The organism is Saprospiraceae bacterium, from assembly GCA_016714025.1.
Taxonomy (GTDB): domain Bacteria; phylum Bacteroidota; class Bacteroidia; order Chitinophagales; family Saprospiraceae; genus Vicinibacter.
In genome coordinates this window covers 495,197-509,153 of the sequence record JADJOB010000002.1, presented here as the reverse complement: position 1 = coordinate 509,153, position 13,957 = coordinate 495,197, and the positions used below count along the sequence as shown (strand labels likewise).

Sequence of the window (13,957 nt, the reverse complement as noted above, 5' to 3'; positions counted from 1 at the left end):
GAATACACTCTATTATTGAGTTGCTAAAATATCAATAGTTAGATATTCTCAGTGGATTATGAATATGAAGAAAAGTAAATATCTGTTGTTATTGTTCCAACTTAGTTTTGTTTTGTGTTTATATGCACAACAAAGAGGTGTTTCTCCGCTATCATCTAACCCCAACAGTTCTCTTGGGGCAGGCAACCAACAACTAACAACTAATCATACTTACGCTGTAGTGGTGGGTATTTCAGATTATCAAGACAGAGGCATTCCTGATTTGCGATTTGCTGACAAAGATGCCGAGGCATTTGCCAACTTTTTAAGAAGTTCTTTTGGAAGCAATAATGGATTAGCCAACGATCGCATTAAGGTCTTGACAAATCAAGAAGCAACTGCTGGAAATGTAGCTGCTGCATTGGATGGATTGATAGAGAAAGTTAAGGAAGGAGACCGTGTAATTATCTATTTTTCTGGACATGGAGATGTAGAGCGGAAAACTGTTTCTCAACCAGGATTTTTACTTTGCTGGGATGCTCCTTCAAAAGTATATATGGGTGGAGGAACATATTCTCTAGCTTATCTACAGGAAATTGTTAACACACTATCTACAGTAAACTTGGCAAAAGTCATAGTTATTTCAGATGCATGTCATGCAGGTAAATTGGCAGGAAGCCAGATTGGTGGAGCTCAATTAACCACTGCAAATCTTGCAAAGCAATTTTCAAATGAAATAAAAATATTGGCTTGTCAACCCGGTGAATTCAGTTTGGAAGGTGAGCAATGGGGAGGAGGAAGAGGATGTTTTTCTTACCACTTACTTAATGGACTTGCAGGACAGGCAGATATCAACAAGGATTTAATGGTAACGCTTGGAGAAATCGATCGCTATTTGGAAGATCATGTTGTAAAGGAAGTTGCGCCTCAAAGTCAAGTTCCAATGACCACAGGAAATAAAATTGAAAAATTGGTTAAACTTTCAGGTAATTGGCAAGCAGAATTTAATAACCTTAAAGATTCTTTTAATTCCAATTCGGGATGGGGAAGCAATGGCATGAAAAATAGTTGGGGGTTAGAGGATCTCGATCCCCAAGAGCAAATTGTGAACGGATTTAATGAAACTTTACGTGCTAAATACCTTGCTTTTACAAAAGCTGTCCGTGACAAAATATTTTTTGAACCCAAGGAGAATTGTGCTGAAACGTATTTTAATGAATTAACCAGTTTGAAAGAGTTTGAGCCCTTGCAAAATTTGATGAAGCTAAAATATGTTGCTGCTCTTCAAGATGATGCGCAACAAACCTTAAATAAATATATGGGAGCTGAAATCGGAGAGATCAGCCTTTCATTCAAAACCAAAGTTGAAAAATACAAAGCATTTCCAAAGCAACTAGCGCGTGCAGCTGAACTCTTGGGAGTGAATCATTATCTCTACAAGGATTTAAAAGCACGTCAGGCATATTTTGAAGGATTTCCTTTTGCTTATGGAGGGGATTATAGCAAGACTTCAATGGATAAAGCACTCAGCTATTTTCATGAAGCACTTAACTGGCAAGCAGATATGCCACTAGCACTTTTAGGGATTCAATATTGTTACGGATATTTTTATTTGCAAGCGGACTCGGCAGAAGTTTATGCCCACAAGGCAATGCAAGCTGCTCCGGCCTGGATCCTGCCCTATATTAGAATGGCCGAAATGTATTCAGATGGTCTGGGTCAATATGAGAAGGCAGAGGAATTCATTGAACTGGCAGAAAAAATTGATTCGGGTTCTGCTTTTCTGTTGGAAGCAAAGGCTGCCTATTACTTTTATAAAAAAGATTATTTAGAAGCAGAACTGATGTTAAATAAACTCATTTCTATTCAGGAGAATCCCACCTGTTTGCCTTGTTCAAAAGATTTATTAGTTCAAATTTACATGGCCACCGGTAGAATGGTCGAAGCTGAAAAGCTTGCAAAAAAGTTGGTTGAGGAAGACCCTAGCCATTCTACTTTTTATATTACCCTTGGAAAAATTTATGTTTATTTAGGACGAAGAGATGAAGCTAATAAAATTTTTGAAAAAGTAGCTCAACTAAATGCTTTGCATTCAAATCAAGATGCTATTTATTTTTATTTAATGGCTTTTGCTGATTCTGTGGAAGGTCAAATTGATAAATCTTTTAGTTCACTTGAAAAAGCATTAAAAGCAGGAATGGATGATTACGCATGGATGCAGCAAGATCCTGATATGGAGTTGTTGAGGAAACAAAAAGACAAATGGGATGCAATGATGAAAAAATACTTTCCTGAGAAGCAAGAGAAAAAGTGATTAATGATGAAATGCATTCCTAATTTTATTTTACAACAAGAACACTAAATGAATAAACTGATTTTAATTTTATCATTTACATTTTTAATTGAAGCAATTAACGCACAACAAAAAGGCGTATCTCCGCTATCAACTATCCCCAAAAGTTCTCTTGGGGCAGGCAACCAACAACTATCAACCAAAAGCACTTACGCTGTTGTGGTTGGGATCTCTGACTACCAGGATCCAGCCATTCCTGATCTTCGTTTTGCCGATAAAGACGCTGAGGCTTTTGCAAATTATTTAAGATCAAATGCTGGTGGAAATCTTGACAATGATCATATGAAAGTTTTGATCAATCAGCAAGCAACGGTTGCGCAATTTGCCATTGCTCTGGATTGGTTGATGGAAGTGGTAAAAGAAAATGATCAGGTGATTTTATATTTTTCCGGACATGGAGATGTTGAGAAGAAAACCATCACTCAACCAGGATATCTTTTATGTTGGGATGCGCCTGCAAGAGTTTACTTAGCAGGAGGAGCCATGGCTTTGCCGATGTTTCAGGATATCATTACAACCCTCTCATCTCAAAACAAAGCAAAAGTAATCGTTATAACCGATGCATGTAGATCAGGAAAATTAGCTGGAAGTAGTGTTGGAGGAGCTCAAATAACTGGCGCCAATCTTGCGAAACAATATGCCAATGAAATAAAAATATTATCCTGTCAACCCAACGAATATTCAATTGAAGGAGAACAATGGGGTGGCGGTCGTGGTGCATTTAGCTATCACCTTATCGATGCGCTTTATGGTATGGCAGACAACAACAATGATCTGATTGTAAACTTACTGGAAGCAGGACGCTATATTGAAGATCATGTAAGTGCAGAAGTTGCACCTGTTAGTCAGGTTCCTATGATTTTAGGAAACAAAGCGGACGCGTTGTCACAAGTAAATGTAGAAATACTTGCCGCATTAAAATCGGGAAAGTCAAGTCAATTGTCCTTTTTATCTTCCATTGATTCAAGAGGCATTGAAGAAGATGTACTGGCTTTGGTTGATACTTCAATGAGATTAACCTATCAATTATTTAAGCAAGCATTAAAAGATAAACAATTTTTAGTTCCAGTCAATGCCTGTGCCGATACCTATTACGAACAGTTGATTAAAGAACCAAAATTTGCAAGATTGCATTCCACTATTAAGAGAAATTATGCAGCTGCATTACAGGATGATGCTCAGCAGGCCATCAATAAATACATGAAAGCTGATGTTCATGAAATTAGTCTTTCGCAAAAAACAAAAATTGTTCGTTACAATGACTTCCCTCGGCAATTAAACCGTGCAGCAAATTTGCTAGGGCAACAACATTATCTTTACCGAACTTTACAGGCCCGAAGAGCTTATTTTGAAGGTTTTCCATTAATTTATGGAGGAGAATTTACACAAGAGATGCTTAAAAAAGCTGCTGCAAATTTCCATGAAGCCATTTCATGGGATCCAAATATGCCTCTTGCGCTTTTAGGTATGGCATGGATTCATGGTTATGGTTGGGCAAAGGCAGACTCAGCAGAATATTACGTAAAGAAGGCTACTTCAAATGCTCCCACTTGGATTTGGCCTTATGTACAACTTTCGAAAATATATTCAACGATTATGTTCGATTTTAATAAAGCAAAGGAATATCTTGATATTGCTGCAAAGATAGATCCTGATTCACCGCTTTATTGGGAAGCCGAAGGAAGCTATTACTTTGAACAAAATAGGTTCAGCGAGGCGGAAGTTGTATTAAAAAAAATCATTGAAAATGCTTCTTCAATTGTTTGTTTGCCATGTTCACAAAATATGTTGGCCAAAATATATTTATTAACTGGTAGATTGAATGAGGCGATGGACCTTGCTCAAAAACTGATTGATGGAGATCCTTCAAACTTTTCTTCACATAGTACGATGGGGACTGTTTTAACCAAAATGGGAAGGTTTAAAGAAGCTGAAAGTGAATTCAGAAAGTCTGTGGAACTTTCTTCTAACGGAGTTAATACTGAAAGTCTGCATTACTATTGGAAAGCATATATTTATATTGAGCAGAATGAAATTGCAAATGCATTTAAAGCTTTTGAGCAATCCATAAAACTGGGTTACGACGATTATACCTGGATGCAAGTGGACCCCGATATCGCTCCACTTCGGAAAAACAAGAAAGAATGGGATGCCTTGATGAAGAAATACTTTCCTGAGAAGGTAGAGCAAAAATGATTAATGATAAAATACATTCCTGATTTTATTTTATAACAAGAACAATAAATGAAAAAACTGATTTTAATTTTAGCATTAACTTTTATTATTGAAGCAATTAACGCACAACAAAAAGGTGTTTCTCCGCTATCAACTATCCCCAACAGTTCTCTTGGGGCAGGCAACCAACAACTATCAACTAAAAATACGTACGCAGTTGTCGTCGGCATCTCCGACTACCAGGATCCCGGCATACCGGATCTTCGTTTTGCCGATAAAGATGCGGAGGCATTTGCAAATTATCTCAGATCGAATGCTGGAGGTAAACTTGACAATGATCATTTGAAAGTATTGATCAATAAAGAGGCAACCATGGCACAGTTTGCCAATGCACTGGATTGGTTGTGGGAAGTATGCAAAGAAGGCGATCAAGCGATTATTTATTTTTCCGGACATGGTGATGTTGAGAAAAAGAGTTTGACGCAACCCGGATTTTTATTGTGTTGGGATGCACCTGCACGTGTGTATATGGCTGGTGGTGCATTTGCTTTGCCTATGCTTCAAGAAGTAGTCTCTACTTTGTCTATCCAAAATAAAGCAAAAGTAATCGTGATCACCGATGCCTGTCGTTCTGGGACATTAGCCGGTAGTTCGGTTAATGGATCACAAGCAACTGCTGCCAATCTTGCCAAGCAATTTGGAAATGAAATTAAAATCATGTCTTGTCAACCCAATGAATACAGCATTGAAGGCGAACAATGGGGCGGTGGTCGTGGTGCTTTTTCATATCATCTTCTCGATGCGCTTTATGGTTTAGCAGATAACAATAAGGATCAATGGGTAACGCTGCAAGAAGTGGGAAGATATCTCGAAGATCATGTAACAAATGAAGTGGCACCGGTAAGTCAGGTGCCCATGACAATAGGAAATCGCAATGAGAGATTAACCAGTGTCGATGAACCTTTATTAACATCCATTAAATCTGGTAAAACAAATCAAACGCAGTTGTTGAGTGCCATTGAATCCAGAGGAATTGAAGAGGATGTGTTGTCAAAATTAGATTCAAATACAATAAAGGTTTATGCACTTTTCAAACAGGCATTGAAAGATAAAATATTTTTAGAACCAGCAAATGCTTGTGCGAATACTTACTATGAAAAATTGATTTCTGAGCCTAAACTGGAACGATTGCATTCGACGATGAAGCGCAACTATGCGGCTGCTTTGCAGGATGATGCGCAACAAGTATTGAACAACTGGCTAAAAACGGATGTAAGTGAAGTATCTCTATCTAAAAAAACAAGGGAGAATAAATACCGGGAATATCCAAGATTTTTGAAAAGAGCTGCAGAATTATTGGGAGTGAATCATTATATGTATTCTTTCATAATGGCGAGAGTGCATTTTTTCGAAGGTTATTTAATTGCACTATCGTCTAAAAATCCCAATACGACTATTGGTGAAAATGCACTGATTCAATTTCGTTTGGCACTTCAGTGGCAACCAGAATTGGCGCAAGTATATTGGCAGATGAGTTATGTTTATGGATTCCATCTTTTACAAGCGGATTCAGCTGAATTGTATACCAATAAAGTGATAGAGTTGCAACCATCGTGGGTATTACCATACTGCAACATTGCATTTTTATTTTCTGAAAAATTTAAGTTGTTCGAAAAGTCCAAACAATATTTAGATTCAGCAATGAAATTGGATTCTAATTCTGCTATGGTCTGGAATAATTTTGGAAATTATTATCGCCAACGGAAAGAATATGATGCGGCAGAACAAAATTATCTAAAAGCTATTCAGTTGGATCCAAATCTTCCATTTCCATACAGCAATCTGGGTTTGGTTTACAGATATACACATCGCTTTGAAGATGGAGTCAGGCAACTCAACAAAGCCATTCAATTGGATTCTACAAATGCTAACACCTACAATACGATGGGTATGATTTATTTAGAAAACAAGTTTTATAAAGAATCGGAACATTACCTTAAGAAGGCAATTAAATATGATTCAACGCTTGTTTTTTCTTATGTCAATCTGGGTCTGATTTGTTCTTACAACAACAGATATGCAGAATCTGAAACGTATTACTTCAAAGCTTTAAAACTCGACTCAACCAATGCGGCTTTAAATTACAATCTTGCATGTTTATACAGTATTCAAAAAAAATTCGAGAAGGCATTTAAGTATCTTGAAATAAACTTTCGACTTGGCGATGATGACTACGATTATCTTATGAATGATAAAGACCTAACTTTTTTGCGTGAGAATAAGAAGCAGTGGAATGCCTTAATGAAAAAATATTTTCCACAACAGTATAAAGACTAAACTAATCTAAATCTATTCAAGCTAGAATTTATAATCTATAATTGGAAACAATTAAAATATATTTGAGTGACTTTATTGTATAAGTTGAAATCAATAAATTTAGCTTTTTAAAAATATCTTTAACTAAAATGCTTTCACAATTCAAAATTGGAAAATTCCCAATTGCTGTATTGCTCATCATCTTGTCCATATCTGAGCTTAGGGCACAGTCAGTTGATTCTATTGCGATCAAACAAGTGGACAGCCTCATCAAGGTCTCCCGAGATCTGACCGCTAAGCGTGACTTTGACAAAGCCCTCGAAGTGAATGCCACCGCTGAAATAATCGCCCTCGAAAAACTGGGTCGGGAGTCGGCGGCTTATGCAACTTGTTGTTTTAACCGGGGAAATGTGTTTTTCTTCATGCGCAATGTGCAGAAAGCTGAAAAGTATTACCTCGACGCGAAAGCCATCCGGGAAAAAGTGCTGGGGAAAGAGCATCCCGATTATGCAAACAGTCTGAGCAGCCTGGTGAATTTGTACCGGGGTTTGGGCAACTATGAAAAGGCCCTGTCGCTTGCCCTCGAATTCAAAGCCATTAGGGAAAAAATTCTGGGGAAAGAGCATCCCGATTATGCAAAGAGCCTGAACAACCTGGCAATTTTGTACAGGGAAATGGGCAACCACGAAAAAGCTGAACCGCTTTCTCTCGAAGCTTTAACAATTCGGGAAAAAATACTGGGAAAAGAGCATCCCGATTATGTTGGAAGCCTTAACAACCTGGCGAACCAGTATAATGTAATGGGCATCTACGAAAAGGCTGAGCCACTTTACCTTGAAGCCTTGGCCATCAAGGTAAAAATTCTGGGGAAAGAGCATCCTGATTATGCCCAAAGCCTCTACAACTTGGGGGTTTTGTATGTCGCTATGGGCAAGTACGAAGCAGCCGAGCCGCTTTTCCTAGAGGCCAAAGACGTCTTTGGAAAAGAACTTGGGAAAGAGCACACCTTGTATGCCAACAGTCTGGAAGGCTTGGCAGTTGTTTACGATCACATGGGCAACTACATTAAAGCTGAGCCGATTTACCTCGAAGCAAAAACCATCCGGGAAAAAGTGTTGGGAAAAGAACATCCCGATTATGCCCAAAGCCTCCATAACTTGGCTGATTTGTACATAAACCTCAACAACTATGGAAAGGCCGAACCACTTTATCTCGAAGCCTTGGCCACCCTTGAGAAAGCATTAGGAAAAGAGCATCCCGACTATGCCAGCATTCTAAACAACCTGGCGAATTTGTATCAGGGAATGTGCGATTACGGAAAATCTGAACTATTTCATCTTGAAGCCAAAGCCATTCGGGAAAAAGTGCTGGGAAAAGAGCATCCTGATTATGCCCAAAGCCTCTACAACTTGGCAGATTCGTACATAAACCTAAACAACTATAAAAAAGCAGAAACGCTTTACCTTGAATCCAAAGCTATCCGGGAAAAAGTGTTGGGGAAAGAGCATGAAGGCTATTCAGACTGCCTGAATGCACTGTCCTGTCTATATGAAAAACAAGGCAATTTTTCAGCATCGGAATCCTTGCTGGCAGCAGTAGCAGTATTGGAACAAGAGCGAATTGCAAGAGCTGCCGCCTATCTTTCCGAACGGGAGCTTGCCATGTATGCATCCAAATTCCAAACTGACGGGGCAAAGCTGGGTGCATATTTGCTCGCAAGGCCCGCTATCTCGACTGCAACCATGTCCGCATTGGCATTCGACCATGCCCTTTTTCACAAAGGTTTCTTGCTCACTGCTGCTTCCCGGCTCAATTTTCCCGTCTCCACATCCCCCGAATCAACAGAAATCAACAATCGCCTCAAAGGCTACCGCCGCCGCCTCGCCGCCGAATACGCCAAACCTATGGCCGAGCAGCAGGGTGTTGCAGATCTGGAAGAGAAAGCAAATGGTGCTGAAAAGGAATTGGCCCGATCGCTGGTAGGTTATGCAGACGCCATCCGTCAGGTAAAGTACCAAGAAGTGAAAGCGAGATTAAAAAAATCTGAGGCGGCTATTGAATTTGTTCATTTTCAAGTCAATTTCCCTAAAATTACAGATAGTATAATCTATGCTGCACTCGTGGTATTACCTGAGCTGGAACAACCGAAGTTTATCCCACTGTTTGAAGAAAAATCTCTGGACTCCCTGTTGCATTCCAAACCAGAGCGTAAAGCAGATTACGTAAATAGCTTATATACTCTTGCAGATCGTGGAGCCATTGCCATAGAAACTCCAAAAAAATCCTTGTATGAAATTTTGTGGCAGCCTTTGGATAAAGAATTATCAGGAATCAAAACCATTTATTTTTCACCCAGTGGATTATTGCATCGAATCAATCTAGATGCGATTCCTATTTCTGAAACAGAAACATTAGCAGACCGATACAACTTGATAGAAGTCAACAGTACGCGGCAGTTGGTCGTCCCTTCCAAAGTAAAAATAACCAATAATGATGCAGTACTATTTGGAGGAATTCAATTTGAACAAGATAGTACATTACAAAATAGTGAACCATTACTTGCATCAAGATCAAGAGGAGAATTATCATTTCAATTGGTTGATTCCACATTAAGAGGTGGCAGTTGGAATTATTTGGCAGGTACAGAACGTGAAGTAAATTCTATTGAAAAAATTATGGAAACATCTGGGTTAAAAGTGAATTTAAAAAAGGGATATGCTGCCACAGAAGAATCCTTTAAAAATATTGGAGCGAATGGTTCTGCTTCTCCAAGAATTTTGCATATAGCAACACACGGATATTTTTTTAATGATACCAAGAAGACAGTAAAGAATAGTGGATTCGAAAATCAAAATGAACCTGTTTTCAAAATATCTGATCATCCCATGTTGCGTTCCGGATTAATCATGGCAGGAGGCAATGCAGCCTGGCAGGGAAAACAAACTTTAGAAGGAAAGGAAGATGGAGTACTTACAGCGTATGAAATTTCGCAGATGAATTTATCGAATACAGAATTAGTTGTGTTATCTGCATGTGAAACAGGCCTTGGCGATATACAAGGCAATGAAGGTGTTTATGGATTACAACGTGCCTTTAAAATTGCAGGCGCAAAATATTTGATTATGTCACTATGGCAAGTTCCGGATAAACAAACTTCATTGTTAATGACGACTTTTTATAAAAAATGGTTAGAGCTTAAGATGACCATTCCTGATGCATTTCATGCGGCGCAAAAAGAATTGCGGGACAATGGATTGGATCCCTACAATTGGGCTGGATTTGTTTTAGTTGAGTAAAACTCTTTTTCTCAAATAGTAGGTCCTCATTTTGTTTCTTGCATCAATCTAATGTTACAAGATTCTATTTTTTTTCATATCTAAATCCTGAAATAAAATTCTTGTTTACTAAAGTATTTTAGGAGAATAAAAATGGATTCATAACTTTATTGATCGTAAATTGACCTTATGAAAATTAGTACTTTGTGGATCGTATGCTTTCTATGTCCATATCTCATGTATGCCCAGCAACTTGATTCATCTTTCATCAAACAGGTGGACAGCCTCATTAAGGTTTCCCGTGGCTTAATAGCTAAAAGGAATTTTGAACAGGCCCTCGAAGTCAATGTCGCCGCTGAAAAAATCGCACTGGAAAAACTAGGAAAGGAGTCGCCGGCATATGGAGATTGTTGTTTTAACCATGGGAGAATATTGAAATTGCAAAGGGACTTCCCGGGAACCGAAAAATGGTATCTCGAGGCCAAATCCATCCGCGAAAAAGCTCTTGGAAAGGACCATCCTAATTATGCCAACAGCCTGAACAGTCTGGCTATTTTATACAATGACATGGGCCAAGCCGAAAAAGCCGAACCGCTTTACCTGGAATCCAAAGCCATTCGGGAGAAAGTCCTGGGCAAGGAACATCCTGATTATGCCCAAAGTTTGAACAACTTGGGAATTTTTTACAGCAAAAGGGGCCAATATGAAAAGGCTGAACTGCTTTACCTGGAATCCAAAGCTATTCGGGAGAAAGTCCTGGGCAAGGAACATCCTGATTATGCCCAAAGTTTGAACAACTTGGGAAATTTGTACAGCGACAGGGGCCAATATGAAAAGGCTGAACCGCTTTACCTGGAAGCCAAAGTCACTCGTGAAAGAGTATTGGGCAAGGAACATCCCGATTTTATCACAAGCCTTAACAACCTTGCAAGTCACTATTTTTTAATAAGTCAATACGATAAAGCCGAACCACTTTATTTGGAAGCTAAAGACATTTGTGAAAAAGTATTAGGGAAGGAACATCCCGATTATGCTCAAAGCCTGGGAAACCTGGCTTTTATTTACACGAAATTGGGCCAAAACGAAAAAGCAGAACTACTTTTACTGGAATCCAAAGCCATTTTTGAAAAAGCCTTGGGAAAGGAGCATCCCATTTATGCTCAAAGCCTAAACCTATTGGCTATACTTTATGATGAAATGAGCCAATATGATAAAGCCGAACCTCTTTACCAGGAGGCCAAAGCCATTCAGGAAAAAGCACTGGGCAAGGATCACCCCAACTATGCCTCAAGCCTGAACAACCTGGCTATACTGTATGGTAAAATGGGCCAATACGTAAAAGCAGAACCGCTTTTACTGGAAGCAAAAGCCATTCAGGAAAAAGCATTTGGCAAGGAACATTCTGAAATTGCCAATAGCCTGAACAATTTGGCAAAGCTTTATTGGATTATGGGCCAATCCGAAAAAGTCGAATCACTTTACCTGGAATCCAAAGCCATTCGGGAAAAAGCTCTGGGAAAGGAACACCCCGATTATGTCGCAAGTCAGCACAATCTGGCGATTCTTTATTGTAGTATGCATTTATATGAAAAAGCCGAACCTATTTTCATGGAACTATCCACTGTCAACAAGCTGCTTGCTGAAAGAGCAATGCGCCACCTATCAGAAAAAGAACTGAATAATTACTTGAACTTATTTTCAATAAGCCAAAGCGAAATCCTTTCTTTTGTACATATATCCAAAAGCCAAAAAGCAGTAACTGCCAGTTTTGACAACACCCTTTTTTATAAAGGCTTCCTGCTCAACGCTGCAAACAAGGTCAAACGCCTGGCGCTTACCGACACTACTTCTACTAAAAAATATAACCTGCTGAAATCCTATGAACACCGCCTCGCCATCGAGTACAGTAAGCCCATCACCGAACGCAGAGGGGTCGAAGAACTTGAAGAAAAAGCCAATGTATTGGAAAAGGACCTGACACGCACGGTGGCTGGATATGGTGAGGCAATGCGGCAGGTAAACTGGCAGGAAGTTAAGTCGAAATTGAAAGAAGGGGAAGCAGCTATTGAATTTGTACATTATAATAAGATGATTACGGACAGTATGATGTACGCTGCTCTTGTACTCATAAATGAAATGAGCGCGCCAGTTTTTGTACCCTTGTTTGAAGAGAAAGAATTAAAAGAAATTTTATCCAAAAAAGGTGAATGGAATAACAGTGAATTGCTTTCGAAAATTTATACTCGAGGGGTGAAACCTATAGTTGCAGGGAACAATCTTGATCACTTGTATGAATTGTTCTGGAAACCACTTATTCATTTGTTTCCAAATACGAAAACAATTTACTATTCACCATCTGGTTTGTTACATAGAATTAACTTTAATGCCATTCCGATTGATGATAAAACAAATCTCTCCGATAAATTTAAATTAGTGCGACTTGGAAGTACAAGATCATTGGTAGTGCCTGATCTGATCAATGTCGATGCCAGTAACTTAGCGGTATTATTTGGTGGCATTAATTACAATATGGACACTACTTCAATTAAGTTAGACTCCAATAGGATCAATTTGTTAGCTTCAAAAACTGATGAGCTTTCCTTTTCATATGCATCCCGGGGAATAAAAGAAGCTGGAAGCGAATGGGTTTATCTTCCGGGAACAAAGAATGAAATAAATAGTGCCTCCAAATTATTTAAGAAATCAAAATTTGAAACGATAGTGTATTCTGGTAATTATGCAACTGAGGAAGCATTTAAAAATATTGGAAAATCAGTATCATCTCCTCGTGTGCTGCATATTTCAACACATGGTTTTTTCTTTCCTGACCGAACGATTTCTGCCACAGGCAGAATGTCGCATGATCCCGCCAATTCTAGCGGGACGGCAAGTGAGGGAACTGCGAAAGCTACCTCACCAAGGGTAAAAGAGGAATTTGAAACAAATGAATCTGCATTCAAAATATCTGATCACCCGATGATTCGTTCCGGTTTGATTCTCGCTGGTGGTAATTACGCATGGACGGAAGGCAGACCTTTTAAGGAAGGCATGGAAGACGGAATCCTTACAGCTTATGAAATCAGTAAGATGAATTTATCCAATACAGAATTAGTTGTCCTCTCAGCCTGTGAAACCGGCCTCGGCGATATCCAAGGCAACGAAGGAGTCTATGGCTTGCAGCGAGCATTCAAAATTGCAGGCGCAAAATATTTGATTATGTCATTGTGGCAAGTTCCGGATAACCAAACCTCGTTGTTGATGACAACTTTTTATAAAAAGTGGCTAACTGAAAAAATGAGTATTCCGGATGCTTTTCATGAAGCGCAAAAGGAATTGCGGGACAATGGATTGGATCCATATCAGTGGGCGGGATTTGTGTTGGTGGAATGATCTGCTTTTTATGATAGAATTTGGCGTGCAAGATTTTATTTTTTAAAAGGATAATTTTTAATACATAATATAATTATATTACAAGAAAGTTTGTTAAAATGCAGGCTGTTTCTTTTTATTGTTAATAATACAACTAGACCTATAGGAAATGATAGCAAATTCCCATGCTAAAAAGCTGAGAGATAAACTTATAAAGGATTCCTGTTCACTAATAACTCAGATTGATTTTATCCATGGGCTAAAAGACTATGCGGATACCGAAATTCTCAAGCTCAGTTCACAAGCCCGCTGGGCATGGTACTTGATTGATTTGAAGAAGCATGCGGAATTTCCGGTTCAAACAATTGATAAAGACTGTACATGTTTCAAATGGATCGAAAGCAACAACGATCTCATTCAATTGCGCTTCTCACAAGAAGTAAAGAGCGCATTGAAATTTCTTTTTCCTACAACAATATGAAGATTAAAA

General features: G+C 38.8%; 6 protein-coding genes. All 6 read left to right on the top strand.

The window, feature by feature from the left end; all coding sequences use genetic code 11:
* The first annotated feature begins 64 nt into the window (after window positions 1-64).
* The 6 genes from IPJ80_05375 (at window position 65) to IPJ80_05350 (ending at window position 13,948) form a co-directional block, all read left to right on the top strand.
* Window positions 65-2,293, top strand: coding sequence for a caspase family protein (locus tag IPJ80_05375; protein ID MBK7912912.1), 2,229 nt, complete (start codon window positions 65-67; stop codon window positions 2,291-2,293).
* 48 nt (window positions 2,294-2,341) lie between these two features.
* Window positions 2,342-4,528: a caspase family protein gene (locus IPJ80_05370; protein ID MBK7912911.1), complete on the top strand. Its 2,187-nt coding sequence runs from the start codon at window positions 2,342-2,344 to the stop codon at window positions 4,526-4,528.
* A gap of 48 nt (window positions 4,529-4,576) precedes the next feature.
* Window positions 4,577-6,844: a tetratricopeptide repeat protein gene (locus IPJ80_05365; protein MBK7912910.1), complete on the top strand. Its 2,268-nt coding sequence runs from the start codon at window positions 4,577-4,579 to the stop codon at window positions 6,842-6,844.
* Window positions 6,845-6,972: 128 nt separating this feature from the next.
* On the top strand, window positions 6,973-10,119 hold the full coding sequence (locus IPJ80_05360) for a tetratricopeptide repeat protein (GenBank protein MBK7912909.1): 3,147 nt from the start codon (window positions 6,973-6,975) through the stop codon (window positions 10,117-10,119).
* 168 nt (window positions 10,120-10,287) lie between these two features.
* A complete protein-coding gene (locus IPJ80_05355) occupies window positions 10,288-13,488 on the top strand; it encodes a CHAT domain-containing protein (protein ID MBK7912908.1) in 3,201 nt (1,066 codons plus the stop codon).
* A 148-nt stretch (window positions 13,489-13,636) separates the two neighbouring features.
* Entirely contained in the window at window positions 13,637-13,948 is a 312-nt protein-coding gene (locus IPJ80_05350; GenBank protein MBK7912907.1) for a hypothetical protein, read from the top strand.
* Window positions 13,949-13,957: the final 9 nt, after the last annotated feature.

Excerpts from the sequence above, each read along its gene's own strand:
- IPJ80_05375 (MBK7912912.1), top strand. The coding sequence starts at position 65 with ATGAAGAAAAGTAAATATCTGTTGTTATTGTTCCAACTTAGTTTTGTT.
- IPJ80_05370 (MBK7912911.1), top strand. The coding sequence starts at position 2,342 with ATGAATAAACTGATTTTAATTTTATCATTTACATTTTTAATTGAAGCA.
- IPJ80_05365 (MBK7912910.1), top strand. The coding sequence starts at position 4,577 with ATGAAAAAACTGATTTTAATTTTAGCATTAACTTTTATTATTGAAGCA.
- IPJ80_05360 (MBK7912909.1), top strand. The coding sequence starts at position 6,973 with ATGCTTTCACAATTCAAAATTGGAAAATTCCCAATTGCTGTATTGCTC.
- IPJ80_05355 (MBK7912908.1), top strand. The coding sequence starts at position 10,288 with ATGAAAATTAGTACTTTGTGGATCGTATGCTTTCTATGTCCATATCTC.
- IPJ80_05350 (MBK7912907.1), top strand. The coding sequence starts at position 13,637 with ATGATAGCAAATTCCCATGCTAAAAAGCTGAGAGATAAACTTATAAAG.